Origin of the sequence: Streptomyces sp. NBC_01390, from assembly GCF_045040105.1 — a bacterium.
In the GTDB taxonomy this organism is placed as follows: domain Bacteria; phylum Actinomycetota; class Actinomycetes; order Streptomycetales; family Streptomycetaceae; genus Streptomyces.
In genome coordinates this window covers 5368267-5394848 of the sequence record NZ_CP109551.1, presented here as the reverse complement: position 1 = coordinate 5394848, position 26582 = coordinate 5368267, and the positions used below count along the sequence as shown (strand labels likewise).

General features: G+C 71.4%; 24 protein-coding genes. 13 read left to right on the top strand and 11 right to left on the bottom strand.

The features are described 5' to 3' along the window. From OG241_RS24355 to folE, 5 genes are all read left to right on the top strand, one after another. On the top strand, positions 1–1134 hold the full coding sequence (locus OG241_RS24355) for a zinc-dependent metalloprotease (RefSeq protein WP_405817848.1): 1134 nt from the start codon (positions 1–3) through the stop codon (positions 1132–1134). Positions 1135–1324: 190 nt separating this feature from the next. After that, entirely contained in the window at positions 1325–2368 is a 1044-nt protein-coding gene (tilS, locus tag OG241_RS24350) for a tRNA lysidine(34) synthetase TilS (RefSeq protein ID WP_405817847.1), read from the top strand. A 63-nt stretch (positions 2369–2431) separates the two neighbouring features. Beyond that, positions 2432–2992: a hypoxanthine phosphoribosyltransferase gene (hpt, locus tag OG241_RS24345; RefSeq protein ID WP_044471976.1), complete on the top strand. Its 561-nt coding sequence runs from the start codon at positions 2432–2434 to the stop codon at positions 2990–2992. A 234-nt stretch (positions 2993–3226) separates the two neighbouring features. Beyond that, on the top strand, positions 3227–5263 hold the full coding sequence (gene ftsH, locus OG241_RS24340; RefSeq protein ID WP_405817845.1) for an ATP-dependent zinc metalloprotease FtsH: 2037 nt from the start codon (positions 3227–3229) through the stop codon (positions 5261–5263). Between the two features lie 155 nt (positions 5264–5418). Beyond that, on the top strand, positions 5419–6024 hold the full coding sequence (gene folE, locus OG241_RS24335) for a GTP cyclohydrolase I FolE (protein WP_405817843.1): 606 nt from the start codon (positions 5419–5421) through the stop codon (positions 6022–6024). 116 nt (positions 6025–6140) lie between these two features. Here the strand turns inward: folE and OG241_RS24330 are convergent, their stop codons facing one another. The 6 genes from OG241_RS24330 to OG241_RS24305 all read right to left on the bottom strand — a co-directional run bounded on the left by OG241_RS24330 (position 6141) and on the right by OG241_RS24305 (position 11293). Next, positions 6141–6632 carry a DUF3180 domain-containing protein gene (locus OG241_RS24330; protein WP_405817841.1) on the bottom strand — a complete coding sequence of 164 codons (492 nt, stop codon included), beginning with the start codon at positions 6630–6632 and terminating at the stop codon, positions 6141–6143. A gap of 61 nt (positions 6633–6693) precedes the next feature. Further along, positions 6694–7305, bottom strand: a complete 612-nt coding sequence (folK, locus tag OG241_RS24325) for a 2-amino-4-hydroxy-6-hydroxymethyldihydropteridine diphosphokinase (RefSeq protein ID WP_405817840.1) — start codon at positions 7303–7305, stop codon at positions 6694–6696. After that, positions 7302–7661, bottom strand: coding sequence for a dihydroneopterin aldolase (gene folB, locus OG241_RS24320; RefSeq protein ID WP_044472364.1), 360 nt, complete (start codon positions 7659–7661; stop codon positions 7302–7304). The genes folK and folB overlap by 4 nt, the downstream gene beginning before the upstream one ends. A gap of 265 nt (positions 7662–7926) precedes the next feature. After that, positions 7927–8439, bottom strand: a complete 513-nt coding sequence (locus OG241_RS24315; protein ID WP_405817838.1) for a nuclear transport factor 2 family protein — start codon at positions 8437–8439, stop codon at positions 7927–7929. Next, positions 8436–9332, bottom strand: a complete 897-nt coding sequence (gene folP / locus OG241_RS24310; RefSeq protein WP_405817836.1) for a dihydropteroate synthase — start codon at positions 9330–9332, stop codon at positions 8436–8438. Before folP ends, OG241_RS24315 begins: the two co-directional genes overlap by 4 nt. A 152-nt stretch (positions 9333–9484) precedes the next feature. Then, positions 9485–11293 (bottom strand): phosphatidylglycerol lysyltransferase domain-containing protein, encoded by a 1809-nt coding sequence (locus OG241_RS24305; protein ID WP_405817834.1) that lies wholly within the window; start codon positions 11291–11293, stop codon positions 9485–9487. 225 nt (positions 11294–11518) lie between these two features. On the opposite strand from OG241_RS24305, the gene OG241_RS24300 reads away from it, so the two are divergent. Both OG241_RS24300 and OG241_RS24295 read left to right on the top strand, forming a co-directional pair. After that, a complete protein-coding gene (locus tag OG241_RS24300) occupies positions 11519–12640 on the top strand; it encodes an alpha/beta hydrolase (RefSeq protein WP_405817832.1) in 1122 nt (373 codons plus the stop codon). A 123-nt stretch (positions 12641–12763) separates the two neighbouring features. Further along, positions 12764–14122, top strand: coding sequence for a hypothetical protein (locus OG241_RS24295; protein ID WP_405817830.1), 1359 nt, complete (start codon positions 12764–12766; stop codon positions 14120–14122). A gap of 35 nt (positions 14123–14157) precedes the next feature. Here the strand turns inward: OG241_RS24295 and OG241_RS24290 are convergent, their stop codons facing one another. Both OG241_RS24290 and OG241_RS24285 read right to left on the bottom strand, forming a co-directional pair. After that, the gene (locus OG241_RS24290; protein ID WP_405817828.1) at positions 14158–15495 is read right to left on the bottom strand and encodes a PH domain-containing protein; all 1338 of its coding nucleotides are present in this window, start codon (positions 15493–15495) and stop codon (positions 14158–14160) included. After that, a complete protein-coding gene (locus OG241_RS24285) occupies positions 15492–16019 on the bottom strand; it encodes a PH domain-containing protein (protein ID WP_405817826.1) in 528 nt (175 codons plus the stop codon). The genes OG241_RS24290 and OG241_RS24285 overlap by 4 nt, the downstream gene beginning before the upstream one ends. Before the next feature lie 31 nt (positions 16020–16050). Here OG241_RS24285 and OG241_RS24280 point away from each other — a divergent pair, with 31 nt between their 5' ends. After that, the gene (locus OG241_RS24280) at positions 16051–17220 is read left to right on the top strand and encodes an NADH-quinone oxidoreductase subunit D (protein ID WP_405817824.1); all 1170 of its coding nucleotides are present in this window, start codon (positions 16051–16053) and stop codon (positions 17218–17220) included. A gap of 13 nt (positions 17221–17233) precedes the next feature. On the opposite strand, the gene OG241_RS24275 is transcribed toward OG241_RS24280, so the two are convergent. Beyond that, complete coding sequence (locus OG241_RS24275) at positions 17234–18253, bottom strand: SAM-dependent methyltransferase (RefSeq protein ID WP_405817822.1); 1020 nt, start codon at positions 18251–18253, stop codon at positions 17234–17236. Between the two features lie 131 nt (positions 18254–18384). Between OG241_RS24275 and OG241_RS24270 the strand changes: the two genes are divergently transcribed. Together OG241_RS24270 and OG241_RS24265 are read left to right on the top strand one after the other, a co-directional pair. Beyond that, complete coding sequence (locus tag OG241_RS24270) at positions 18385–19587, top strand: sensor histidine kinase (protein ID WP_405817820.1); 1203 nt, start codon at positions 18385–18387, stop codon at positions 19585–19587. A gap of 59 nt (positions 19588–19646) precedes the next feature. Continuing rightward, positions 19647–20318: a response regulator gene (locus OG241_RS24265; protein WP_006383278.1), complete on the top strand. Its 672-nt coding sequence runs from the start codon at positions 19647–19649 to the stop codon at positions 20316–20318. On the opposite strand, the gene OG241_RS24260 is transcribed toward OG241_RS24265, so the two are convergent. After that, the gene (locus tag OG241_RS24260; protein ID WP_405817818.1) at positions 20311–21411 is read right to left on the bottom strand and encodes a DUF5937 family protein; all 1101 of its coding nucleotides are present in this window, start codon (positions 21409–21411) and stop codon (positions 20311–20313) included. The two genes, OG241_RS24265 and OG241_RS24260, sit on opposite strands and share 8 nt — an antisense overlap. Positions 21412–21467: 56 nt before the next feature. Continuing rightward, the gene (locus OG241_RS24255; protein WP_405817816.1) at positions 21468–22658 is read right to left on the bottom strand and encodes a threonine aldolase family protein; all 1191 of its coding nucleotides are present in this window, start codon (positions 22656–22658) and stop codon (positions 21468–21470) included. A 184-nt stretch (positions 22659–22842) separates the two neighbouring features. Between OG241_RS24255 and OG241_RS24250 the strand changes: the two genes are divergently transcribed. The 3 genes from OG241_RS24250 to OG241_RS24240 are packed head-to-tail and all read left to right on the top strand — an operon-like array spanning position 22843 to position 26578. Continuing rightward, complete coding sequence (locus OG241_RS24250; protein ID WP_405817814.1) at positions 22843–23796, top strand: Rossmann-like and DUF2520 domain-containing protein; 954 nt, start codon at positions 22843–22845, stop codon at positions 23794–23796. Beyond that, a complete protein-coding gene (gene panC / locus OG241_RS24245) occupies positions 23793–24815 on the top strand; it encodes a pantoate--beta-alanine ligase (RefSeq protein WP_405817812.1) in 1023 nt (340 codons plus the stop codon). Before OG241_RS24250 ends, panC begins: the two co-directional genes overlap by 4 nt. Further along, positions 24812–26578 carry an L-aspartate oxidase gene (locus OG241_RS24240; RefSeq protein ID WP_405817811.1) on the top strand — a complete coding sequence of 589 codons (1767 nt, stop codon included), beginning with the start codon at positions 24812–24814 and terminating at the stop codon, positions 26576–26578. Before panC ends, OG241_RS24240 begins: the two co-directional genes overlap by 4 nt. Positions 26579–26582 lie beyond the last annotated feature (4 nt).

Here is a 26582-nt window from a genome sequence, read left to right as displayed (position 1 = left end):
ATGACGAGCATCGGTGGTGCTGCATCTGCTGGGATGGTCGACTGGAATCTCGCGGTGGCGACCGCGACCCGGCTCGTGAGGCCGGGACCAGAGGTGAGCCGGGACGAGGCCCGGGCCATCGTGTCGGAGCTGCGTCGGCACGCGAAGGCCTCCGAGGAGCACGTCCGGGGCTTCACCCGGATGGGCACGGACACCGCGCACGACACCCCCGTCCTGGTCGTCGACCGGCCGGGCTGGGTACGGGCGAACGTGGCCGGGTTCCGCGAGGTGCTCAGGCCGTTGCTGGACAAGATGGAGGAGCGGCGCGGGAGTTCACCCGGCGGAGCCGTCCTCGGCGCGGTCGGCGGCAAGGTCACCGGCGTCGAACTGGGGATGCTGCTGTCGTTCCTGTCGTCCCGGGTGCTCGGCCAGTACGAGACCTTCGCGCCGTCCACCCGTGAACTGCCGGCCGGTGCGAACGGCGGCGGCCGACTGCTTCTCGTCGCGCCGAACATCGTCCACGTGGAGCGCGAACTCGACGTACAGCCCCATGACTTCCGGCTCTGGGTGTGTCTGCACGAGGAGACGCACCGCACCCAGTTCACGGGCGTGCCCTGGCTGAGGGACCACCTGGAGGGCGAAATCCAGTCGTTCTTGGGGGAGACGGAAGTCGACCCCATGACGTTCCTGGAGCGCATCAGGGAGGCCGCGCAGTCCCTCGCGGGCGGCCGGCCGGAGGGCGAGGAGGACGACGGCGGGCGCTCCCTGGTGGAGTTGGTGCAGACGCCGGCCCAGCGGGAGATCCTCGGCCGCCTCACCGCGGTCATGTCGCTCCTGGAGGGACACGCCGACTTCGTGATGGACGGAGTGGGCCCCGCGGTGGTGCCCTCCGTGGCCGAGATCCGGGAGAAATTCCAGCAACGGCGGGCCAAGGGCGCGTCCCGCCTGGACCTCGCACTGCGCAAGCTCCTCGGTCTGGACGCCAAACTCAAGCAGTACCGGGACGGCGAACGCTTTGTCCGCGCGGTCGTTGACCAGGTCGGCATGGACGGCTTCAACCGCGTGTGGACCTCCCCCAACACCCTCCCGACGAAGGCCGAGATCGCCAAACCGGCGGACTGGGTCGCGCGGGTGCACCGCAAGACGGACTCATGAGCCCCCGGAACCCGGGGTGAACGAATCCGGCCGACGGCAGGTGAACGCCCCTTCAATCACCCGTCCGAGGGACCGTGGGGCATGGGTAGGCGTGCAATGCTCGGGGAACGCCCCGTTTCTGTCACCATCTACACACTCTGAGTGACCGAAATCGGCTCACCCCCCGAAAACTTCATGAAGGGAACCGGACATGGGTCCCCATCCTGCGGTCGCGGCGATACGCCTGGCGGTTCGCCGCGCTCTCCACGACATCCTCATCGCTCACACCCCGTCCCACAGCCTCGTCCCCGGCCCGATCACCCCCGGCGAGTCCCTGCCGCTCGTCCTCGTGGCGTGTTCCGGCGGCGCCGACTCCATGGCGCTCGCCTCCGCCCTCGCGTTCGAAGCGCCCAAACTCGGTCTGCGCGCCGGCGGCGTCACCGTCGACCACGGCCTGCAGCCCGGCTCCGACCTCCGCGCCGACGAGGTCGTCCTGCGCCTGACCGAACTCGGCCTCGCCCCGGTCGAGTCGATCGCCGTCACCGTCGGCCGTGAGGGCGGCCCGGAGGCCGCCGCGCGGGACGCCCGGTACGGGGCCCTGGACGCCGCCGCCGAGCGCCACGGCGCCGCCGCGGTCCTCCTCGGCCACACCCGCGACGACCAGGCCGAGACCGTGCTGCTGGGCCTCGCCCGCGGTTCCGGCATCCGGTCCCTGTCCGGGATGGCCGCCGTCTCGGGTGGGCCCGGAGCCCCCGGCCGGTACCGCAGGCCCTTCCTCCAGGTCGACCGGCAGACCGCCCGCAAGGCGTGCATGGTCCAGGCCCTCCCGGTCTGGGACGACCCGCACAACGCCGACCCGGCCTACACCCGGTCCCGGCTGCGCCACGAAGGCCTGCCCGCCCTGGAGAAGGCCCTCGGCAAAGGCGTGGTCGAGGCACTCGCCCGCACCGCCCAGCTCTCCCGCGACGACGCCGACGCCCTCGACACCTGGGCCCGCCAGGCCGAGGCCTCCGTACGGGACGCGGCGGGTCTCCTGGAGTGCGCCAAGCTGTACGCCCTGCCGCCCGCCGTACGCCGTCGCATCCTGCGCAGTGCCGCCATCGAGGCGGGCGCTCCGGCCGGTTCGCTGTTCGCCCGCCACATCGAGGAAATCGACCGGCTGATCACCGGTTGGCGCGGGCAGGGGGCCATCAATCTCCCCGGCCGGGTCGTCGCCCAGCGGCAGGGTGGCAGACTGGTGATTCGGCAAGGCTGAATCTCACCCCCCTTCGGGGAGGGGTCGGCGAGCCAGGCGAATGGCGACGGGCGACCGAAAGTGATGCGGGTGGACGCGAAAGACATGGGTGCCGACCTCAAGTCGGTACTCATCACCAAGGAAGAGATCGACGCGAAGCTGGTCGAGCTGGCCGCGAAGATCGACGCGGAGTACGCGGGCAAGGATCTGCTGATCGTCGGCGTCCTCAAGGGCGCGGTGATGGTCATGGCCGACCTGGCCCGGGCGCTGTCCACCCCCCTCACCATGGACTGGATGGCCGTGTCGTCGTACGGCGCGGGCACCCAGTCCTCCGGTGTGGTGCGGATCCTCAAGGACCTCGACACCGACATCAAGGGCAAGCACGTCCTCATCGTCGAGGACATCATCGACTCCGGGCTGACCCTGTCCTGGCTGATCTCCAACCTGGGCTCCCGTGAGCCCGAGTCGCTGAAGATCTGCACCCTGCTGCGCAAGCCGGAGGCCGCGAAGGTCGCCATCGACGTGGAGTGGGTCGGCTTCGACATCCCGAACGAGTTCGTGATCGGCTACGGCCTCGACTATGCCGAGAAGTACCGGAACCTCCCGTTCGTCGGTACGCTCGCGCCTCATGTCTACGGCGGCTGAGTCAGGCTGCCGCCGCGGTCTCCAGTGCGGCTGCTGAGCCAAAGGGCCAGTCCTGTGAGAGGTGCGGGAACCCCGGCGGCCTTCCCGCCGTTGGAGCATGCGTGGACGGTATTGACAGCCAGCCCGTGCGCCTTCGGGTGACAATGCTGGGGTACCGTCCGAAGAGCAGTTCTTAGAACAGTCTTTGTCAAACTCACTATGGCAGGAGGGACGGGGCGGCACCGCTCCGTATGGATGGACGTGAAGCGATACTTCCGTGGGCCGGTCATGTGGATCGTGCTGGCCGTCCTTGCCGTGGTCGTGTTGATGCAGGTCGTCGGCTCGTCCGGCGGCTACAAGACGGTGGACACAGGCCAGGTCGTCCAGGCGATCAACGACAACAAGGTCGAGCAGGCCAAGATCACCACCGGTGACGAGCAGGTCATCAAGGTCCAGCTCAAGGACGGTCAGAAAGTCGAGGGCAGCTCGAAGATCCAAGCGAGCTACATCGGCGATCAGGGCGTCAACCTGGCGAACACTCTCCAGGACAAGTTCCAGAACAAGCAGATTCCGGACGGCTACACGGTCTCCCCGACCAAGCAGAACGCTTTCGTCGGCATTCTGTTGTCGCTGCTCCCCTTCGTCCTCATCGTCGTCGTGTTCCTGTTCCTGATGAACCAGATGCAGGGTGGCGGCTCCCGGGTCATGCAGTTCGGGAAGTCCAAGGCCAAGCTCATCACCAAGGACACCCCGAAGACGACGTTCGCGGACGTCGCGGGCTCGGACGAGGCCGTCGAGGAACTCCACGAGATCAAGGAGTTCCTCCAGGAGCCGGCCAAGTTCCAGGCCGTCGGCGCCAAGATCCCCAAGGGTGTGCTCCTCTACGGGCCTCCCGGTACGGGCAAGACGCTGCTCGCGCGTGCTGTCGCGGGCGAGGCGGGCGTTCCGTTCTACTCGATCTCGGGTTCCGACTTCGTCGAGATGTTCGTCGGTGTCGGTGCCTCCCGAGTCCGTGACCTCTTCGAGCAGGCCAAGGCGAACGCCCCGGCGATCGTCTTCGTCGACGAGATCGACGCGGTCGGGCGCCATCGCGGCGCCGGCCTCGGCGGCGGTCACGACGAGCGCGAGCAGACGCTCAACCAGCTGCTCGTCGAGATGGACGGCTTCGACGTCAAGGGCGGTGTGATTCTCATCGCCGCCACGAACCGTCCCGACATCCTCGACCCGGCGCTGCTGCGTCCCGGCCGTTTCGACCGCCAGATCGCGGTCGACCGCCCGGACATGCTCGGCCGACTGGAGATCCTCAAGGTTCACCAGAAGGGCAAGCCGGTCGCTCCGGACGTCGATCTGTCGGCGGTCGCCCGTCGCACGCCGGGCTTCACCGGCGCGGACCTGAGCAACGTCCTCAACGAGGCAGCGCTGCTCACCGCCCGCGGCGACAGGAAGCTGATCGACAACGCGGCGCTCGACGAGGCCATCGACCGCGTCGTGGCGGGCCCGCAGAAGCGGACCCGGATCATGTCGGAGAAGGAAAAGAAGATCACCGCGTACCACGAGGGCGGCCACGCCCTGGTCGCGGCGGCCTCCCCGAACTCCGACCCGGTCCACAAGATCACGATCCTGTCCCGCGGCCGGGCCCTCGGTTACACGATGGTCCTCCCGGAAGAGGACAAGTACTCCACCACTCGTAACGAGATGCTCGACCAGCTGGCGTACATGCTGGGCGGCCGGGCGGCGGAGGAACTGGTCTTCCACGACCCGACGACGGGTGCCGCGAACGACATCGAGAAGGCCACGGCAACGGCCCGCGCGATGGTCACGCAGTACGGCATGACCGAGCGCCTCGGCGCGATCAAGTTCGGCGGCGACAACACCGAGCCCTTCCTGGGCCGGGAGATGTCGCACCCGCGTGACTACTCGGAAGAAGTGGCCGCGCTCGTCGACGAAGAGGTCAAGAAGCTCATCGAGAACGCGCACAACGAGGCCTGGGAGATCCTGGTCGAGAACCGTGACGTGCTCGACGCGCTGGTGCTGCAGCTGCTGGAGAAGGAGACGCTGAGCAAGGAGCAGATCGCCGAGATCTTCACTCCGATCATCAAGCGTCCGGCCCGCCCCGCGTGGACCGGCTCCTCCCGCCGTACGCCGTCCACCCGCCCGCCGGTGCTCTCCCCCAAGGAGCTGTCGCTGACGAACGGGACCAACGGCTCGGCGCCGGCCATCACCGCCAAGGCCGGAGCCACCGAGGCCGTCCCCGCGACGGAGCAGGCACCGGAGGACCGCGGCGAGAGCTGATACCTGATACCGGCTCTCCCGCCCTATTCCGCCCAGTGGGCCCGGAATGGATGCCGCGCCCCCCAGGATCTAGCCTGGGGGGCGCGGCATTTCGGTATGTCCGCACGTGCGACGCGTGGTCCACACGCGTGACAGGGACAGGAACGAGGCACCAGATGACCGACCCCGTGACGCTGGACGGCGAGGGCACGATCGGCGTGTTCGACGAGAAGCGGGCGGAGAGCGCCGTACGCGAACTCCTGATCGCGGTCGGTGAGGACCCGGACCGTGAGGGCCTCAAGGAGACCCCGGGGCGGGTGGCGCGGGCATACCGGGAGATATTCGCGGGACTGTGGCAGCGGCCCGAGGACGTGCTGACGACGACGTTCGACCTGGGGCACGACGAGATGGTGCTGGTGAAGGACATCGAGGTCCTGAGCAGCTGTGAGCACCATCTGGTGCCGTTCGTCGGGGTTGCCCACGTCGGCTACATCCCGTCCGTCGACGGCAAGATCACCGGGCTGTCGAAGCTGGCCCGGCTCGTGGACGTCTACGCCCGTCGACCGCAGGTGCAGGAACGACTCACCACGCAGGTCGCCGACTCGCTGATGAAGATCCTGGAGCCGCGCGGGGTGATCGTCGTCGTCGAGTGCGAGCACATGTGCATGTCGATGCGGGGGGTACGGAAGCCGGGTGCGAAGACCATCACGTCCGCGGTGCGCGGCCAGCTGCGGGATCCGGCGACCCGTAACGAGGCGATGAGCCTGATCATGGCCCGCTGAGTGCTCCGCGGGAAGCGCGGTGCGTTGTCTGCGGGCTCGTTGTGGCTGGTCGCGCCCACGCGGCGGAGCCGCAGAATGACACAGCCCCGCGCCCCTGGGGGCGCCCGCGCCGGCGTTTACGCGGCCGGGGCCGTGCCCGTGCCCGCGTTGGTGTCGTCGTCCTCCGGGAGTTTGCAGACCCGTTCCAGGAAGAAGGCTGCCGCGATGACGGCGATGCCCGCCAGGACCGAGAAGCCGGCGTAGACGGCCTGGTCGCGGCGGGCGGGGATGTCCAGGGACTCCAGGAGGAAGACGCCCGTGCCGCCGTACATCCCGGCGACCAGGGCGGCCACCAGGGCGCTGGCCTGGCCGAAGACGACCGCGCGGGCGGCCATCAGGGGGTCGACGCCCTTGGCGCCGGGGCGCCGGTCGCGCTGGGCCTTGAGGCGGGCGCGCAGCGACAGGGCCGTGGCCAGCAGGACCACGGCGATCAGGGCGAGGACGACGGGCGCGGCCAGCGGGACACTGGGGAGGGTCCCCACCGAGTTCCACAACCGGGCGCCCGCCCAGGAGAGCACTCCGGCCACGACGAACACGCCGGCCAGCATCTTGACGCGCAGCTCTCTCACGGTGCCCCTTCAGCTCCCCTGTTACCGGACCACCGAGCTGTGGCCGTCATGACCTTAACGGCTATTCCGGCAGCTGGAGTTCCAGGTCTGCGCGGGGCGCCACACCGTCCAGGGCGACGGTCTCCAGGAGCCTGGCCACCGAGCCGCGGCCGGGCAGCTGGGCCTCGGGGTCCACGTCGTGCCAGGGGGCGAGGACGAAGGCCCGCTCATGGGCGCGCGGGTGCGGAAGGGTGAGGACCGGGTCGTCGGAGACCTCGTCGGCGTACGCGACGATGTCGACGTCGATCGTGCGGGCGCCCCAGCGCTCCTCCCGGACCCGGTGGAAGGCCTCCTCGACCGCGTGGGCACGCTCCAGGAGCGAGGACGGCGGGAGTGTCGTCTTCAGGACGATCACCGCGTTGAAGTACGAGGGCTGGCTGCCCGCCGGAACGCCCCAGGGCTCGGTCTCGTAGACGGGGGAGACCGCCTTGATGCGGACGCCTGGGGTGTCCTCCAGGGCGTCGATGGCCCCTTGGAGGGTCTCCAGACGGTTGCCGAGGTTCGAGCCGAGGGAGATGACGGCGCGTTTCGGGTTGTGCAGGGTGGTGTCGGCGGCGTCCACCTGCTGCACCACGGAGGCGGGCACCGGCTGGACGGTCGGGTCGCTGTGACTCTCGGTGAACGAGGCGGTCATACTCGGCTCCGGGTGATGGTGATGGTCACGTCGTCGAAGGGGACCGTGATCGGCGCGCCCGGTTTGTGGACGCACACCTCGACCTCCTGAACCCCCTGGTGCTTCAGACAGACCTGCGCGATGCGCTCGGCCAGGGTCTCGATGAGGTCGACGGGCTCACCCTCCACGACGGCCACGACCTCCTCCGCCACGATGCCGTAGTGCACGGTCTTCGCCAGGTCGTCGTCGGCCGCGGCCGGACGGGTGTCCAGGCCGAGCGAGAGGTCCACGACGAACGTCTGGCCCTTCTCCCGCTCCTCCGGGAACACCCCGTGGTGTCCTCGGGCCCTCAGGCCGCGCAGCGCGACACGATCCACGCGAATCACTCCTGCAATCGTCGTTGGCGGCCGCTTCGGACCGGGTGCGATCGGCCCGGCAGCCATTTCGAATCTACCTGCGGACACTGACAGTGCCCGCCCCACGAGAGGCCCGGTCGGATGATGACCAGGAGGGTTCATCGAGTGTTTCCCCGTGGGAACACGGCTGCTCACGGGCTGGTAGCCGCACTTACCCCGTGTTCGTGATTCCAACCACGTTTGCCTGCGTTCGGCCACGATCGGCGGAGTTCGGGCCGGGCGGACGTCAGGAGAGGGTGTCGTCCTCGGTGGTGTCGTCGTCCTCGTCGTTCTCGGCGAGGACCGGGGAGGCGTGGTGCGACCAGAGTTTCCAGCCGACGGGGGTACGGCGGAACACGTTGGTGGCGACGACCAGCTGGCCGACCAGCGGCCCCAGCTCGTCGCTGTCCTCGGGGGACGGGCCGCCGCTGAGGATGTTCTCGGTGCAGGTCACCAGCGCGGTGTCACCGGTGACGGAGACATGCACGTCGGTCAGGAAGAACTGGATGTACTCGGTGTTGGCCATGATCAGCGCGTACGAGCGGAGCACCTCGCCGCGTCCGGTCAGTACCGGCCAGCCCGGGTGCACGCAGGAGATCACCCCGGTGTCCGCCGGGTCGTGGTACTCCTCGTCGACGCCCAGGTCGGTGGGGGTCAGCCAGATCGCCGACAACTCGTCGAAGTCACCCTGTTCCAGCGCCTCGTAGAAGGCTCGGTTGGCGAGTTCGACCTGTTCGACGTCGACGTGGGGCGCGCTCACCGGGTGCCCTCGGCGCTACGGGCCGCTTCCGCGGCGCGGGCCTCCTCGACCGCGCGGGCGACCCGTACGGCGTCGGCGGTGGCGCGGACCTCGTGGACGCGGACCGCCCAGGCGCCCTGGTGGGCGGCGAGCGCGGAGACGGCGGCGGTGGCGGCGTCGCGCTCCCGCGCGGGCGGCGGGGCGCCCTCGGGGCCGGCCAGGACGCGGCCCAGGAACCGCTTCCGGGACGCGGCGACCAGGAGGGGGTGGCCCAGACCGTGCAGCCGGTCGAGGTGGGCCAGGAGGGCCAGGTCGTGATCGGCGTCCTTGGAGTAGCCGAGGCCCGGGTCCACCACGATCCGGTCGGGGGCGACACCGCCCGCCAGTACGGCGTCCACGCGCGCGTGCAGCTCGTCGACGACCTCGGAGACGACGTCCGCGTACACGCCCTTGACGTTGCCGCCCTCCAGGAAGCCACGCCAGTGCATGACGACGAAGGGGGCGCCCGTGGCCGCGACGAGCGGGATCATCGCGGGGTCCGCGAGGCCGCCGCTGACGTCGTTCACGAGGACGGCGCCGGCTGCGAGCGCCTGTTCGGCGACCGAGGCGCGCATGGTGTCGACGGAGACGCTGACGCCCTCGGCGGCGAGGCCGCGGACCACGGGGACGACGCGCTTGAGTTCCTCGGCCTCGTCGACGCGGGTGGCGCCGGGGCGAGTGGACTCGCCGCCGACGTCCACCAGGTCGGCACCCTCGGTGACCAGGTCGAGGCCGTGCTTGACGGCGTTGGTCGTGTCGAACCAGCGGCCCCCGTCGGAGAAGGAGTCCGGGGTCACGTTCACGACGCCCATGACCGCGCAGCGGTCCCAGGCCGGGAGGCCGGTGACCCGGCCGCGTCCGCTGTGGTTGTTCATGCGTTCAGCGTAGGCCCCCGGCGGTTTGGCGGGTTCTGCGGTGCGGGTGCGTTGTGGTTGGGGCGGTTCGTTTCCCGCCCGCCCACCCGTCTCGGTCCGTCGATCGGCTCGGTCGAACAACACCCTCGGCTCGGGTACCTGTGTGCGTCCGCTCACACCGCGCGTACCGTGCTCCTCTCCGCTGTTGCGTGGGCGCATGGGCGGGGGGTCTTGGTGCGGCGGCTGAGGATGCGGGGGAGGGCCAGGGTGACGAAGCCCTCTGCCTGCATGGCGGCGAGGCCAATGCGGGGGAGGTCGCTCGAGGTGCGGTAGACCACGAAGCGCGGTTCCCAGCGGGGGCGGAACTTGGCGTTGAACTTGTACAGGGACTCGATCTGGAACCAGCGGGACAGGAACACCAGCAGGCCGCGCCACGCACGCAGGACCGGTCCGGCGCCGATCTTCTCGCCACGGGCCAGTGCCGAGCGGAACATGGCGAAGTTGAGCGAGACGCGGGCGACGCCCAGGCGGGGGGCGGCCTCCAGGGCGGCCACGATGAGCAGTTCGTTCATGCCGGGGTCGGCCGCGCGGTCGCGCCGCATCAGGTCCAGGGAGACGCCGTCGGGGCCCCAGGGCACGAAGTGCAGGATCGCCTTCAGGTCGCCGTACGGGCCGGGCTGGTCGTCGGCCTTGTGGGCGGTGGCGATCAGACAGTCGCCGTCGTCCGGGTCGCCGATACGGCCCAGTGCCATGGAGAAGCCGCGCTCGGTGTCGGTGCCGCGCCAGGCCTCCGCGGCGAGCCGGATGCGCTCCAGCTCGTTCTCCCCGAGGTCACGGATCCGCCGTACCCGGGTTTCGTAGCCCGCGCGTTCGATGCGCTTGACCATCTGGCGCACGTTGCGCATCGCGCGCCCGGAGAGGGAGAAATCCGCGACGTCCACCACCGCCTCGTCGCCCAGTTCGAGGGCGTCGAGGCCGGTCTCGCGGGTCCAGACCTCGCCGCCGGTCTCGGAGCAGCCCATGACGGCGGGGGTCCAGGAGTGGGCCTTGGCCTCGTCCATGAAGCGTTCGATGGCGCCCGGCCAGGCCTCCACGTCGCCGATCGGGTCGCCGCTGGCCAGCATCACGCCGGAGACGACGCGGTAGGTCACCGCCGCCTTGCCGCTGGGGGAGAAGACGACCGCCTTGTCGCGGCGCAGCGCGAAGTGGCCGAGGGAGTCGCGGCGGCCGTGCTTGTCAAGGAGGACGCGCAGCCGGTCCTCGTCCTCCGGGGTCAGATGTGCGGCCGGGTGTTCGGGCCGGAAGGCGAAGTAGATGGTGGTGAGGGCGGTGAGCAGGCCGAGGGCGCCGAGCGAGAAGCCGACCGTCCAGGAGGTGGGCCCGTCGTAGTCGACGGGGCCCTCGAAGCCGAACAGGCCGTACAGGACGTGGGTGATGCGGTCCGCGAGGCTCGGGTCGCCGTACATACGGTCGCCGTGCGCGCTCACTATGACCAGCCCGAGCGCGAGCGAACCGGCGCTCATCAGCACGAAGTTGGTGAGTGCGCGCCAGCGGCTGCGAGGGTCGGGCAGCGCCTCGAACTCGGTGCGGTGGCGCAGCAGCGTCACCAGCAGGAACACGGAGATGACGAGCCCGACGAGCGAGTGCCGGTAGGTGAACTGGGCCACGGCGCCGGCCGGCAGCAGGGCCACGGCGGCGCGCCATGCCCGGCGTTTGCGGCGCCTGAGGCCGTGTGCGAGCAGCAGCAGGAGGACGCCGGTGCTGAGCGAGAGCGCGGCGGCGAACGGGCCGAGCGCGCCGGGCAGTACTTCGGCGAAGGTGTGCATCCGGCTGTGCCTGAAGCGCGGGAAGACTCCCGCGGCGATGTCGACCAGGCCCACGAGCGCGCAGGCCCGGGCGACGACGGCGGGGACGGCCTCGGGACGCGGACCGCGCAGTACGCGCCGCACTCGATGTGATCGTCCCGGAACCTCGCCCGACATTTCCCCATCTATCCTGACAGACATCGCATCCCGTAGTTCTGCGAGAGACCTGGAATCCGGAGCCAATCCGGCATCCGGCGACATTGCGCCCTCTAGGACGGTGTCTCAGGGGAAGAGGTTCACTCTTCCACGGAAAGCCGTGTCAAAGGACATCCAAAGCCCGGGGCAAGCCGTAGTGAAGGAAACGCGGGGCGCCGCCGGCCGAGAGAGCGGGCAACTGCGGTCATGGGTCTCACGAGCAAGGCGGTGCTGGCGCTGGCGATCCTGGCGGCCACCCTGCTGTTCACCGGCACGATAGTGTTCTGGGCCCGGCTGGCGCGCCGCGACTGGCGGGCGGTCGGCGGCCGGACGCTGCTGCTGTTGGCCACCCAGGTGGCGGTGTTCGCCTCGGTCGGTCTCGCCGTCAACCAGAGTTTCGGTTTTTACGCCTCCTGGGACGACCTCCTGGGCAAGGAGACCGACCAGGGCGTGGTCGTCGAACAGAGCACAGGGCCGCACGGCGGCTTCCAGGTGATGTCCACCCAGTCGGTGAGCGTGCCGGGCGGGCACCTGCCCAGGGTCGGCGGGCAGATCCAGAAGATCGGCGTCGTCGGCAAGAAGACGGGCATCACCTCTCCGGCGTACGTCTATCTGCCGCCGGAGTACTTCCAGCCGCAGTACGCGAAGCGCACCTTCCCGGTGGTCGTCGTGCTCACCGGCTATCCGGGGACCGCCAAGTCCCTCGTCACGAAGCTCGACTTCCCGGACACCGCCCATGAGTTGGCGCGCAAGGGCAGGGCGCAGCCGATGATCCTGGTGATGCTGCGGCCGACCGTGGCGCCGCCCCGGGACACCGAGTGCGTGGACGTGCCGGGCGGGCCGCAGACGGAGACGTTCTTCGCCCGGGACCTGCCCGCGGCCGTCGCCGCCCACTACCGGGTGGGGCCGAGGCCGGGTGCCTGGGGCATCATCGGCGACTCGACGGGCGGCTACTGCGCGCTGAAGCTCGCGATGCACCACCCGCGCGTGTACACGGCGGCGGTGGGTCTGTCGCCGTCCTACAAGGCACCGATCGACGCCACCACGGGAGACCTCTTCCAAGGTGACAAGCAGTTGAAGCACCACGCGGACCTGGAGTGGTACATCAAGCACATGCCGGCGCCGGACGTCTCCCTGCTGGTCACCACCAGCAGGCACGGAGAGGCCAACTACGGCCCGACGATGCGGTTCGTGGACCTGGTCAAAACGAAGTCCCCGACGAGGATCTCGACGATGGTCCTGGAGAGCGGCGGCCACAACTTCAACACCTGGCGGCGGGAGATTCCCGGTTCGCTGGAGTGGCTGAGTCAGCGGCTGACGGAGCGCTGACGTCCGGCGCGGGCCGCGAGGGCGTCGATCCGAGGCGCGCCAAGGGCTGTGAAGGGTTCCGGACTGCTGTGTTTTTACCGGGCGGGGCACCAAGATTCGCCTACGCGCGGTAAGTTTCTGGCCATGCCACGTGGACGTCACCGCCATTCACCACCTCTGCACCGGCTGCTGCCTCCTGCGGCGATCGCGGGCGTCTCGCTCGTCTGCGCCCTGGGGCCATGGGTGTTCACGGATACCGGCGTCCTGCGAGTGGTTGCCGCGTTCGCCGCGGCGATCACGGTCGTGGGCGCGGCCGTCATGCGCCGCTGGGACGGCGAGGCGGGCAAGCAGGTCGCCGACCTCACGCGCGCGCGTGCCGGCGACGACTGGCGCCACGAGGAGCGCGTCGCCGAACTGGAGACCGACCTGGAGGAGTCCCGCGAGCTACGCGTCAAGCTGGAGCAGAAGCTGCGCGCGAAGCGGGCCGAACTCCAGGGCCTGCGCAACGAGCACGCGGCGCTGCTGCGGCGGTACGCCACGGCGGAGACCGAGCGGGCCAGTGCGCTGGAGGGCAGGCGGCTGCTGGAGCTGGAGGCCGCGGTGTCGGACCAGGACGCGGACGGCGACGCCGGCATTGAGACCGACATCGACACCGACGCTGACATCGACGCGAATACGGACGTCGAGGTGAAGGCGGCTGCGGCCAAGGGTTCGGCGGACGTGCTGGACGGCGACGACACGGCGGACTCCGACGCCGCCGCGCTGGACGCGGCGGCGGCCGGGGTGTCGGCGGCGCTGGGCGCGGTCGGCGCGCAGTCCCCGGACGACGCCGACGACGCCGAGTCCTCGGCGCCCGGGGAGGTTCCGGCGGCTTCGGCGATCTTCTCTCCGGAGGGTTCGTCGCTGTTCCTGCGGGCACGGGCGGCGCTGGCCAGGTTCGACGGTGAGGCGCCGGCGAAGGCCGAACCGGCTCTGGCCGCCGCGAAGACGCCCGTGGAGACGTCCTCGAAGACGTCCGGCGAGGCTTCGGGGCCCGCCGCGGTCTCCGACGGTCCCACTGTCGCCGAGGCGGAGGCCGTACGGGAGGACGAGGCGAAGGGGAAGCCCGAGGCGGCCCGCGGCCATTCGCGCGCCGCCGCTTCTCCCGCCGAGACGAAGCCCGCCAAGCCCCTGCGCGCTGCCGGGCACTACACCGTGCCGACCGCCGTGGCCGTCGTACCGGCCAGCGCGCCCGTGCGCAGGCCGACCGCCGAGGGCGGGTTCGACTTCTTCGGTACGCAGAAGGAGACGGCTTCGGCCGCGCTGGAGGCCGTGCAGAACGAGGACCTCGCCGACGTTGTCGGGCAGGAGGCGCTCGCCCTGCACAAGGCGGAGTCCGAGGGCCGGTTCAAGCCCGCGGACGAGGCGTCGCGCGGGGTCGGTATCGGTCAGGTGATCGACTTGACGGCACACGACGAGACCGAGCAGATCGACCTCCAGGGACTGCGCAGCGCGGTTTCCTGACGGCCGGTCACCACCGGCCGCCACCTCCGCGCCTGTTACGCCATCCACCGGTCCGGCAGTGCGTCCCGACGTCCCGTCCGGGACCGCTCCGCCTGCCCGCGCAGCAGCTCCGCGGCCTCCTGGGCGTCCCGTAGACCGGCTGTGACGGTCTTGTTGGCTCCCGTGTCCACATGGACGTCCGCGAGGCCGTGGAAGCGCGCCCAGGGCCCCTGCTCCAGCCGTACGCTCTGGACCTTGGCGTGCGGCACCAGGGACAGGTTGCGGCGCAACAGGCCGTGCCGGGAGACGAAGACGCTGTCGGTGACGGCGATTCCGTAGCCACGCCACCAGAACGGCAGGCACCAGCCCGCCCGGCGCGGCGGACGCGACAGCGCGGCGGGCACCGTCACCCCGGGCAGCACCTGGCCTATCAGCGTCTCCGCGATCTCGCGCGGAGCCACCGGCACCAGCACCGAGTTCGACGAGCCCGCCACGTCCAGTTCCACCCGGACCCAGCCGCGCCGCCGCCACAGCAGCGGCTCCACGATCCGTACGGTCTGCACGCGCCCCGGCGGCACCGTCTCGTGGGTGCGGTCCAGGAGGCCGTGGTCGATGCGCAGTCCGTCCGGGGACTCGCCGACCGTCCAGTCGTACTCGTTGATGAACCGTCCCACGCTGCTCGCGCCCGCCGCGCCGAGCAGCGGGACACCGGTCGCGAGCACTGTCCACAGGCTGTGGGTGGTGAACCAGAGGAACGGCGGTACGACCAGTGCGGCCGCCAGGGAGCCCCAGGTCGCGCCGGTCAGCACCAGGGAAACGGCGAGCACGCGCGCGGGGACGTGCAGCAGCTGCCGGGCCGGCGCCTCGCCCACCTCGTGCGCGGTCTCGGGCGCGAACCCGGCCGCGCGGGCGAGGAGTTCGGCGCGCAGGGCACGCGCGTGCCCCTCACCCAGATACGCCAGCTCGTCCTTCTTGTCCGTCCCCACCACGTCCAGTTTGAGCTTGGCGACGCCCGCTATCCGGGCCAGCAGCGGCTGGGTGATGTCGACGGCCTGGATGCGTTCGAGCCGGATGTGCGCGGTACGCCGGAACAACAGGCCGGTACGGATGCGCAGTTCGTTGTCGGTCACCGCGAAGTGGGTGAACCACCAGGTCAGAAAGCCGTACAGGGCGCCGCCGGCCAGGCACACGGCGAGGCCGAGCAGCAGGGTCGTGGTCGTCAGACGGGTCAGCTGCCGCTGCGCCTGGTCGGGGTCGTGCACGGCCCACCCGATGAGCACGGCGACCGGCGCCCACGCGCGCCGGAGCGGGGTGACGGGATGCAGCCGCTGCTCGACGACCGGCGGTTTGCCGGCCTCGGTCGGTACGTCCGTCTCGGCGTCGGGGGTCGTCACAGCCCCGCCGATCGGGCCTGGCCGAGCTCGGTGAGCCGGTCCCGCAGCCGTTCCGCCTCGGCCGGTTCGAGGCCGGGGATGAGCGCGTCGCTCGCGGCGGCGGCCGTGTGCAACTGCACGCCGGCCAGCCCGAAGTGCCGTGCGACGGGCCCCGACGTCACCTCGACCAGCTGCATTCGCCCGTACGGCACGATCGTCTCCTGGCGCCACAGCACGCCCTTGCTGATCAGCAGGTCGTCGGCGCGCTCGGCGTACCGCCAGGAGGCCCAGTTGCGGCCCAGCATCCGCCAGCCCCACAGCAGCAGGCCGAGCGGCAGCAGCGCGAAGGCCGCCCAGGCGGGCCCGGCGAGCAGGCCGGGCAGCAGCCCGGCACCGAGCGTCAGCGGCACCAGCCAGACCACCAGCAGCAGTCGGCGCATCCGCAGCAGGTCCCTCGGCAGCGCCCTCCACACTGGTTCGTCGTGCGGCGCGTCGTGCGGTTCGCCTCGCGTTTCGCCCGTGGTCTCCGGGCTCCCCGTCTCCATTCCGCAAGCGTACGTACGACAGACTGTGTGCATGAGTCCCACGACGGAGTCCACGGAGCCCACGGAGACCATCGTCGGTATCGGCGGCGCCGCGGAGAGCACCGACATGGTGCTCAACATCGGGCCCCAGCACCCGTCCACGCACGGCGTGCTGCGGCTGCGTCTGGTGCTCGACGGCGAGCGGATCCAGCACGCGGAGCCGGTGATCGGCTATATGCACCGCGGCGCGGAGAAGCTCTTCGAGGCGCGTGACTACCGTCAGATCATCATGCTGGCCAATCGGCACGACTGGCTGTCGGCGTTCTCCAACGAGCTGGGCGTGGTCCTCGCCGTGGAGCGGATGCTCGGTATGGAGGTCCCCACGCGCGCGGTGTGGACGCGCACGCTGCTCGCGGAGCTGAACCGGGTGCTGAACCACCTGATGTTCCTGGGCTCGTATCCGCTGGAGCTGGGCGGGATCACCCCGATCTTCTACGCCTTCACGGAACGCGAGGAACTCCAGCACGTCATGGAGGAGGTCTCCGGCGGGCGTATGCACTACATGTTCAACCGCGTAGGGGGCCTCAAGGAGGACCTGCCCGCGGGATGGGCCACACGCGCGCGTGCGGCCGTCTCCTCCGTGCGATCGCGCATGGACCGGTTCGACGACCTGGTGCTCGGCAACGACATCTTCCGGGGCCGCACGCGCGGCGTGGGCGTGCTCTCGCCGGAGGCCGTGCACGCGTACGGCGTGAGCGGGCCGATCGCGCGCGCCTCGGGCGTCGACTTCGACCTGCGCCGGGACGAGCCGTATCTGGCGTACGGAGAGCTCCAGGACACCCTGAAGGTCGTCACCCGGCAGGAGGGCGACTGCCTCGCCCGCTTCGAGTGCCTCCTCGAGCAGACGTACAACGCGCTCGACCTGGCCGACGCCTGCCTCGACCGCCTCGCCGAACTGCCGCCCGGCCCGATCAACCAGCGGCTGCCGAAGGTCCTGAAGGCGCCCGAGGGGCACACGTACGCGTGGACCGAGAACCCCCTCGGCATCAACGGCTACTACCTCGTCAGCAAGGGCGAGAAGACCCCTCACCGGCTGAAGCTGCGCTCGGCCTCCTACAACAACATCCAGGCGCTGGCCGTACTGCTGCCCGGGACGCTGGTCTCGGACATGGTGGCGATCCTGGGGTCGCTGTTCTTCGTGGTCGGGGACATCGACAAATAGGTGACACACGGGTTCAGAGGAGCGGGTCGGGGATTCCCCTCGGCTCCACCAGCCACCCGAAGTCCCCGAGGCCGCCCGTCGCCGTCAGCTCGGCGGCCTCCCCGGCGCCCGCCAGGGCCCGTACGTACGCGGCGGGGTCCGTGGAGGCCAGGGACAGCGCGGGGCGCCCGCCGGCCACCCCGAGGGCGTGCAGGGCCTCCCGCTGGGTCAGCAGGAGTGCTCCCGGCCCAGCGCAGGCGTCCAGCGCCACATGGGCGGTCAGGTCGCACGAGCCGTCCGGCGCGGGCGCGCTCTCGCGTCCGGCTCGGAAACCGGTGAGCGTCCCGAAGGGCGGCCGGGCGCCGGCCGTGTGCGCGTAGTCGACGGCGACGGCGAGTCCCCGCTCGACGGTGGCCCGGGCGGCGGCCCAGGCGGTGTCCCTGGGGAGCCCGATCTCGGCCCGCAGCCCCGGCTCCGACGGCAACGGCCACCACCGTGCCAGCCACTCCGCGTCGGCGCCGGCTCCGGCGACCGGCTCCCCGAGCCGCTCGGCCCCGTCCCGTCGTACGAGAACCCGGCGCGCCACGCCCGCGGGGTCGACCTCCGCCACCTCCACGGGGACGTTGTCCAGCCACTCGTTGGCGAACAGCAGGCCGGTGAGGCCGGCGGGGGGCTCGGTCAGCCACTCGATCCGGTGATCGAGGTCCGCGGGCCGGTCGGCCAGCTCGACGGCGTACCCGCGCGCGCGGGCGGCCACTTCCGGGGGCAGGGCCGCGAGGACACCGGTCACGAGCTCGCCCCGGCCCGCGCCCATGTCGACGAAGCCGAGCGACGCGGGGCGGCCCAGCGCCTCGTCGACCCGGCACAGCAGCCGCGCCACGGCACCGGCGAAGAGCGCCGAGGCGTGGACGGACGTACGGAAGTGCCCGGCGGGCCCTTCCGGCCTGCGGTAGAACCCCTGTTCGCCGTAGAGCGCCTCCTGTGTCGCCGCCCGCCAGCCACGCCACTCGCCCGCTGTGCCGTCCGCCGCCGCGCCCGCCGTATCTCCTGCCACGAGGTCAGGCTAGGGCCCTGACCCCCGCCACCCAGGGGAGAGAGTCTCCACCTTGCGGAGTACACGGGGCCATTGCGGATCGACCCTCCGGTTGACCCCGGCACGCACAACGCTTCCCTACGCTGGGTTACGTGCAACGCGTCTATGACTTCCTCCGCAGACACCCGACATGGGTCGACGGCTTCTGGGCCGTCTTCCTGTTCGGGATCTCCATGCTGAGCGGAGCCGTCCAGAACGAGACTCCGGGTGCCGGGTCCCCGGCGATGACCGGCGTTCTGACGCTCCTGCTGTGCCTGGTGATCGCCCTGCGCCGGCGTATGCCCGAGCGGATGCTCGTGCTGGCCGCCGCGGTCGGGGCGGCGCAGCTGGCCCTGGACGTCCAGATCGTGCCCGCCGACTTCGCCCTGCTGGTGATCGTCTACACCGTGGCGGTGAGCGGACCCCGCTGGGCCTCACGGTTCGCGCTGATCGGCGGTCTGTGCGCGTCCCCGCTGGCCCAGCTGCGCTGGCCGGAGAAGCAGACGAGCACTGCGGGCAATCTCGCCCTGATGGTCTTCCTGGCGGTTCCGTTCGCCCTCGCCTGGGTGCTCGGCGACTCGTTGCGCACCCGTCGCGCCTACTTCGCCCAGCTGGAGGAGCGGGCCGCCCGCCTGGAGAAGGAGCGCGAGGCGCAGGCCAAGGTCGCGGTCGCCGCCGAGCGAGCCCGGATCGCCCGTGAACTGCACGACGTCGTCGCGCACAACGTCTCCGTGATGGTGGTCCAGGCCGACGGCGCCGCCTACGTCCTCGACACCGCCCCCGAACAGGCGAAGAAGGCCCTGGAGACCATCTCCGGGACCGGCCGCCAGGCCCTCGCCGAGATGCGCCGGCTGCTCGGCGTCCTGCGCACCGGCGAGCACCAGGAGGGCTGCGAGTACGTTCCGCAGCCCGACGTCGAGCAGCTCGACGAGCTGATCGAGCAGTGCCGTACCTCGGGCCTGCCCGTCGACTACAAGGTCGAGGGCACCCCGCGCCCGCTGCCCAGCGGCGTGGAGCTGACGGCGTACCGCATCGTGCAGGAGGCGCTCACCAACACCCGTAAGCACGGCGGTCCGAACACCGGAGCGAGCGTGCGTCTGGTCTACTTCGACGACGGTCTCGGCCTGCTCGTCGAGGACGACGGCAAGGGCGCCCCGCACGAGCACTACGAGGAGGGCGGCGTCGACGGACAGGGACACGGGCTGATCGGTATGCGCGAGCGGGTCGGCATGGTGGGCGGCACCCTGGACGCGGGTCCGCGCCCGGGCGGCGGCTTTCGCATCAGCGCCCTGTTGCCGCTCAAACCCGCTCACTGACACGTGCACGTTCGATCGACGCATTGATGTTCGAGACGTACCGACCGGAGGACCCCGCCATGCACATCCGTGTGATGCTCGTCGACGACCAGGTGCTGCTGCGCACCGGGTTCCGGATGGTGCTCGACGCCCAGCCGGACATGGAGGTCGTGGCCGAGGCGGGCGACGGCGTGGAGGCTCTCCAGGTGCTGCGGGAGACCGAGGTCGACGTGGTGCTGATGGACGTACGCATGCCGAAGCTCGACGGGGTGGAGACCACCCGGCGCATCTGCCAGGGCGACAACCCGCCCAAGGTGCTGATCCTGACCACCTTCGACCTCGACGAGTACGCCTTCTCCGGGCTGAAGGCGGGCGCCTCCGGCTTCATGCTCAAGGACGTGCCGCCCGGCGAACTCCTCACCGCCATCCGCTCCGTGCACAGCGGCGACGCGGTCGTGGCCCCCTCGACGACCCGACGGCTCCTCGACCGCTTCGCGCCCATGCTGCCGAGCACCGGCAAAGAGCCTCAGTACAAGGAGCTGGAACGGCTCACCGGCCGTGAGCGCGAGGTCATGATCCTGGTCGCCCAGGGCCTGTCGAACGGCGAGATCGCGGCCCGGCTGGTGCTGTCGGAGGCGACCGTGAAGACTCATGTGGGCCGCATCCTGACCAAGCTGGGGCTGCGGGACCGGGTCCAGGTGGTCGTCCTCGCCTACGAGACGGGGCTCGTGCGGGCGGGCGGGGCTACCTGAGGATGCCCTCCAGGAAGTCGCTGCCCAGCCGGGCCACCATCGTCACGTCCAGTTGATGCAGGACGTACCGGCCGCGGCGGCGGGTGGTGGTCAGGCCGGCCTTTCTCAGGACGGCGAGATGCCGGGATATCTCGGGTGCCGTCATGTTGTGCGTCCGCGCCAGCTCGGTCGTCGTGAACGAGCTGCGGGCCAGCTGCCGGCACAGCCGCATCCGCACCGGGTGGGACAGCGCGGTCAGGCGCAGGCCGAGCTGCTCGACCGAGGGCGGGGCCGCCAGTTCGGGGGAGCCCGCCGGGTAGTGCAGGACCGGCTGCCAGCCGAACCGGTGCAGGACCATCAGATGCGGCCAGCCCAGGCTCGTCGGGACGAGCAGGAGGCTGCCGGTCGCCGTCGTGTGGCCGTTGCCCAGTTTGTCGACGGTGATCCGGCCCGCCGCCTCGTCGAGCGTGACCGCCGACGACACCGACGCCAGCGCCTCCGGCAGGCCCTTGCGGTGCAGGAGGTCCGTCTTGTGGCGGGCGTCCGCCATGAGCTGCGGCTGCAGCCGGGACCAGGTCTCGGCGAAGAAGGCCTCCTCGCAGTCCACCAGCAGCTGCCGCAGCCAGGCGCGGATCCGGGGCGGGTCGTCCAGCAGGCGCCTGGTGAACCGGAGCTGACGAGGGCCCCGTGAGACGGCCAGATCCAGGGCCCGCCGACGCGCCCCGGGGTCGGTGAGCGCCCCGACGCCCTGCTCGTCGTACGGCAAAGCGCAGGTGAACTCCAGGCAGGCGTCCACGAACTGGTCGTCCGTCAACCGGTCCAGCTGGTCGAGTTCCGCGCTGAGCGTGCCGCCGGGGAGCGTGCCCGCGCCCAGGCCCGCGTACGGCAGGAACAGGTCCGAGAACGTCGAGCGCCACAGGAAGTCGGCATCGCACATCCGGTCGGCCAGATGCGGGTCGAGCCCGGCGGTCACGCCCGTCGCCCAGCCCTGCAGCCGGGGGTGGTGCCCCGGTTCGGTCAGCGCGTGCAGCGCCATGCCGAGCTCGGCCAGCGGGGACGGCACGACGGTGATCCGCTCCCGCCCCAGCCCGCACACGTCGATGCTCACGCTCATGGACACATGGTGCACCCGACCACTGACATCGCCCCCGGCATCCCGGCCACGGGCCCCTACAGCCGCGCCACGAACTCCGCGACCGCCGCCTTCACGTCGTCCGCCGTCCACTCCAGGCCGGCGGCGGCGACGGTGACCTCGGTGACGGCCAGGCCGGGCCCGCCGAGGCCCCAGTTGGCGGCGAACAGACAGGTCCCCGTCTCCTCGGCCTGCCGCACCGCCGCCTCAGCCAGTACCTCGGGGTCGTACGGCAGCCAGACCTGGAACTGATGGGTGTGCGGCTCCTCGGGGTGCACGCGCGCCCACGGCACACCGGCCGCGGCGAAACCCTCCCGCAGCGCAGCGGCCACCACGCGCGCGTGCCGCACGTACTCCGGCAGCCGGGGCAGCTCCCGCTCCAGGCCGACGAGCGACGACAGCACCGTGGGGAACTGCGAGAAGATCATGCCGCCGTACCGGTGCCGCCAGGTCTTCGCCTCCTCCACCAGCGTCTTCGGTCCGGCGAGCGCCGCGCCGCCGAAACCGCCGAGGGACTTGTAGAACGACACGTAGACGCTGTCCGCCAGGGCCGCGATCTCCTCCAGGGGGCGCCCGAAGTGGACGGTGGTCTCCCACAGACGCGCTCCGTCGAAATGCACCACCGCGTCCCGCTCGCGCGCCGCCTCCACGACCTCGGTCAGCTCCTCCCAGGTGGGCAGGACGAACCCGGCGTCCCGGAGCGGCAGCTCGAGCATCAGCGTGCCGAAGGGCTCCTCGAAGTCACGCACCTCGGCCGCGGTGGGCAACCGGGGCTCGCTGGTCAGACGTACCGTACGCAACCCGCTGACCTGGCTGAACGCGTTCCGCTCGTGCACCTCGGGGTGGGCCAGGGCGTGCAGGGCGACCGTGGGGTTGCCGGTTCGGGCCGCCCAGCAGCGCAGGGCCACCTGCTGGGCCATCGTGCCCGTGGGGAAGAACGCGGCGCCCTCCGTGCCCAGCAGGGTGGCGATACGTTCCTCCAGGGCCGCCACGACCCCGTTGCCGTACATGTCCGCGGTCTCGTCGACGTCGTACACCTCGGGCGCCGCCTCCGCCAGCGCCGCGAGCCGCTGCCGGATCGTGCCGGTGAACCCTCCGCGCGACAGGATGCGCTGCGCCTCCCCCAGCACCACCCGGCGCCGCTCCCGCAGCCGGTCCGCCGACTGCTCCACCTGCTGCTCCACCTGCTGTTCCGTCTGTTCTTCCGCCTGCCCAGCTGTATCGCTCATGCCCGGAATCATCCCGCGCGCGGGATTCGGGCGGGCACCCGGGCCCGCGCACGGACGGCGCCCGGGCGCCCACAGCCTGTGGACAACCGGACGCCCGTCGGACCAATCGCGTTAACATGACGAGAAATCGTCCGGTACATCGTCCGGTACCCCGAGCGGACTGGAACGGGAAGGCCGTCGTCGAGTGAGTACATTCCAACAGGCAGACCCCAGGGACCGCCCCGCCCGGCTCACCGTCGGCGTGATCGGCGCCGGACGCGTGGGCCCCGCGCTGGCCGCGTCCCTGCAACTCGCCGGGCACCGTCCGGTGGCCGTCTCCGCGGTCTCCGACGCCTCCGTCCGCAGAGCCGCCGAGCTGCTCCCGGACGTGCCCGTCGTGTCGCCCGCCCAGGTCATGGAGCGCGCCGACCTGGTCCTGCTGACCGTCCCCGACGACGCCCTGCCCGGCCTGGTGGAGGGACTCGCCGAGACCGGCGCCGTACGCCCGGGACAGCTGCTCGTGCACACCTCCGGGCGGTACGGCGCGAAGGTCCTGGACCCCGCCCTGCGGGCCGGCGCGCTGCCCCTGGCCCTGCACCCCGCCATGACGTTCACCGGCACTCCCGTGGACGTCCAGCGGCTCGCCGGGTGCTCCTTCGGGGTCACCGCGCTCCCCGAGCTGCGGCTGGCCGCCGAAGCCCTCGTCATCGAGATGGGCGGCGAGCCCGAATGGATCGCCGAGGAGAGCCGCCCGCTCTACCACGCGGCCCTCGCCCTCGGCGCGAACCACCTGGTGACGCTGGTCGCCGAGTCCATGGACCTGCTGCGCGCGGCCGGCGTCGACGCCCCCGACCGGATGCTGGGCCCACTGCTGGGCGCCGCCCTGGACAACGCGCTGCGCTCCGGGGACGCGGCGCTCACCGGGCCCGTCGCGCGCGGGGACGCGGGCACCGTCGCCGCCCATGTCGCGGAGCTGCGCAAGCACTCCCCGCAGAGCGTCCCCGCCTACCTGGCGATGGCCCGGGCGACCGCCGACCGCGCCCTGGCGCACGGCTTGCTCAAGCCGGAGCTGGCCGAGGACCTCCTCGGGGTACTCGCGGGGAGCACCAGCCCGCCCGCGCACCCCGACAGCACCGACAGCGACGGGGGAGACCGATGAGCAGCCGTTTCTGGGGAATCCTGGCCGACACCGACGGCCTGGCGGACGCCCACGGCCACATCGGGGTGCCGGGGCACAACGCCGTCGTCATGACCATGGGCGCCCTCCACGAAGGCCACGCCACCCTGATCCGGGCCGCCCGCGAACACGTCGGCCCCAAGGGCTTCGTGACCGTCACCGTCTTCGTGAACCCCCTCCAGTTCGGCAAGGGCGAGGACCTCGACCGCTACCCGCGCACCCTCGACGCCGACGTCGAACTCGCCGAACAGGCCGGCGCGGACGCCGTGTTCGCCCCCTCCGTGGAGGAGGTCTACCCCGGCGGCGAACCCCAGGTGCGGATCAGCGCGGGCCCCATGGGGGAACGGCTGGAGGGCGCCACCCGCCCCGGGCACTTCGACGGGGTCCTCACCGTCGTCGGCAAGCTGCTTCACCTCACCCGGCCCGACGTGGCCTTCTTCGGGCAGAAGGACGCCCAGCAGCTCGCGATGATCCGCCGGATGGTCCGCGACCTGAACTTCGGCGTGGAGATCGTCGGCGTCCCGACCGTCCGCGAGGCCGACGGCCTGGCACTGTCCAGCCGTAACCGCTATCTGTCCCCGGAGGAGCGGCGTACGGCGCTCGCGCTCTCCCAGGCACTGTTCGCCGGCAGTGACCGGCACGCCGCCCAGGAGGCGCTGCGCGCGCGGGCCCGCGAAGTGCCCGCCACGCGCGCGCGTGCCCAGGCCCTCAGCGCGATCGGCGAATCCCGCGCCGCCGCCGACGCGCACGCCGTCGCGAAGGTCCCCGGCGGCGGCCCCGCCGCCGTCCGGGCCGCCGCCCGCCTCCTGCTGGACGACGCGGCCCGCCTCCGGCCCCCGCTGGTCCTCGACTACCTCGCCCTGGTCGACCCCGCCGACTTCACCGAGATCCCGGACGACTTCACGGGCGAAGCCGTCCTCGCCGTCGCAGCCAAGGTCGGGACGACCCGGCTGATCGACAACATCCCTCTCCATTTCGGAACCCCCGGAGCCGCCTCGTGAGCACCACAGGCCCCACCGCCGGCCAACGCGCCGACACCTCCACCGGCATACGGCTGCACGCCCCAGCCCCCGGCTGGGCCCTGACCGCGGACGTCGTGGTCGTCGGCTCCGGTGTCGCCGGGCTCACCGCGGCCCTGCGCTGCGACGCGGCCGGTCTCAGGACGGTCGTCGTCACCAAGGCACGCCTCGACGACGGCTCCACCCGCTGGGCCCAGGGCGGCATCGCGGCGGCCCTCGGCGAGGGCGACACACCCGAACAGCACCTGGACGACACCCTGGTGGCCGGCGCGGGCCTGTGCGACGAGGAGGCCGTACGGATCCTCGTCACGGAGGGACCGGACGCCGTACGGCGGCTCATCGAGACCGGCGCCCACTTCGACGAGTCCTCCGAAGGTGGCCTGGAACTGACCCGCGAGGGCGGCCACCACCGCCGCCGGATAGCGCACGCCGGCGGTGACGCGACCGGCGCGGAGATCTCCCGCGCGCTCGTAGAGGCGGTCCGCGCGCGGGGACTGCGCACGGTCGAGAACGCGCTCGTCCTGGACCTCCTGACGGATGCCGACGGCAGTACGGCGGGCGTGACCCTGCACGTCATGGGAGAGGGCCAGCACGACGGCGTGGGAGCCGTCCACGCGCCCGCCGTGGTCCTCGCCACCGGCGGCATGGGCCAGGTCTTCTCGGCGACCACCAACCCGTCCGTGTCGACCGGCGACGGCGTCGCCCTCGCCCTGCGCGCCGGCGCCGAGGTCAGCGACCTGGAGTTCGTCCAGTTCCACCCCACGGTGCTCTTCCTGGGCGCCGACGCCGAGGGCCAGCAGCCGCTCGTCTCCGAGGCGGTACGCGGCGAGGGCGCCCATCTCGTCGACGCCGACGGCGTGCGCTTCATGACCGGCCAGCACGAACTCGGCGAACTCGCGCCCCGGGACATCGTCGCCAAGGGCATCATGCGCCGCATGCAGGAGCAGGGCGCCGAACACATGTTCCTGGACGCCCGGCACTTCGGCGCCCACATGTGGGAGAACCGCTTCCCGACGATCCTCGCCTCCTGCCGCGCCCACGGCATCGACCCGGTCACCGAGCCCGTCCCGGTCGCCCCGGCCGCCCACTACGCCTCCGGCGGCGTCCGCACCGACTCCCGGGGCCGCACGACCGTCCCCGGCCTGTACGCGTGCGGCGAGGTCGCCTGTACCGGCGTCCACGGCGCCAACCGGCTCGCCTCCAACTCCCTCCTGGAGGGACTGGTCTACGCCGAGCGCATCGTCGCCGACATCACCGAGGCCCACGCCGAAAACGGCCTCCACGCGCGTGTGCCCGCACCCGTCCCGCACCCCGAGAAGCCCGCGCACCCGCTGCTCGCGCCCGAGGCCCGCTTCGCGATCCAGCGCATCATGACCGAGGGCGCCGGCGTCCTGCGCTCCGCCGCCTCCCTGGACACCGCCGCGGCGGCGCTCCAGCAGCTCCACGCGGACGCCCGGGACGCCCTCGACGAGAACGGCAAGACCGCCGAGCCCGGCGTCGACACCTGGGAGTCCACCAACCTCCTGTGCGTGGCCCGGGTCCTGGTCGCCGCCGCCCGCCTGCGCGAGGAGACCCGCGGCTGCCACTGGCGCGAGGACCACGCCGAGCGCGACGACACGACCTGGCACCGCCACATCGTCGTACGGCTGAATCCCGACCGGACGCTGGCCGTACACACCACCGACACCGCAGACTTCCCCCCGACCCGGCATCATCAGCCGGAGCACCGTCCCCAGGAGCAGTGACAGA

What these genes read in the sequence shown, in the direction of transcription:
- OG241_RS24355 (WP_405817848.1), top strand. Translation starts at nt 1, where the DNA reads ATGACGAGCATCGGTGGTGCTGCATCTGCTGGGATGGTCGACTGGAAT.
- tilS (WP_405817847.1), top strand. Translation starts at nt 1,325, where the DNA reads ATGGGTCCCCATCCTGCGGTCGCGGCGATACGCCTGGCGGTTCGCCGC.
- hpt (WP_044471976.1), top strand. Translation starts at nt 2,432, where the DNA reads ATGCGGGTGGACGCGAAAGACATGGGTGCCGACCTCAAGTCGGTACTC.
- ftsH (WP_405817845.1), top strand. Translation starts at nt 3,227, where the DNA reads ATGGACGTGAAGCGATACTTCCGTGGGCCGGTCATGTGGATCGTGCTG.
- folE (WP_405817843.1), top strand. Translation starts at nt 5,419, where the DNA reads ATGACCGACCCCGTGACGCTGGACGGCGAGGGCACGATCGGCGTGTTC.
- folK (WP_405817840.1), bottom strand. Translation starts at nt 7,305, where the DNA reads ATGACCGCCTCGTTCACCGAGAGTCACAGCGACCCGACCGTCCAGCCG.
- folP (WP_405817836.1), bottom strand. Translation starts at nt 9,332, where the DNA reads ATGAACAACCACAGCGGACGCGGCCGGGTCACCGGCCTCCCGGCCTGG.
- OG241_RS24305 (WP_405817834.1), bottom strand. Translation starts at nt 11,293, where the DNA reads ATGTCGGGCGAGGTTCCGGGACGATCACATCGAGTGCGGCGCGTACTG.
- OG241_RS24300 (WP_405817832.1), top strand. Translation starts at nt 11,519, where the DNA reads ATGGGTCTCACGAGCAAGGCGGTGCTGGCGCTGGCGATCCTGGCGGCC.
- OG241_RS24295 (WP_405817830.1), top strand. Translation starts at nt 12,764, where the DNA reads ATGCCACGTGGACGTCACCGCCATTCACCACCTCTGCACCGGCTGCTG.
- OG241_RS24285 (WP_405817826.1), bottom strand. Translation starts at nt 16,019, where the DNA reads ATGGAGACGGGGAGCCCGGAGACCACGGGCGAAACGCGAGGCGAACCG.
- OG241_RS24280 (WP_405817824.1), top strand. Translation starts at nt 16,051, where the DNA reads ATGAGTCCCACGACGGAGTCCACGGAGCCCACGGAGACCATCGTCGGT.
- OG241_RS24265 (WP_006383278.1), top strand. Translation starts at nt 19,647, where the DNA reads ATGCACATCCGTGTGATGCTCGTCGACGACCAGGTGCTGCTGCGCACC.
- OG241_RS24260 (WP_405817818.1), bottom strand. Translation starts at nt 21,411, where the DNA reads ATGAGCGTGAGCATCGACGTGTGCGGGCTGGGGCGGGAGCGGATCACC.
- OG241_RS24255 (WP_405817816.1), bottom strand. Translation starts at nt 22,658, where the DNA reads ATGAGCGATACAGCTGGGCAGGCGGAAGAACAGACGGAACAGCAGGTG.
- panC (WP_405817812.1), top strand. Translation starts at nt 23,793, where the DNA reads ATGAGCAGCCGTTTCTGGGGAATCCTGGCCGACACCGACGGCCTGGCG.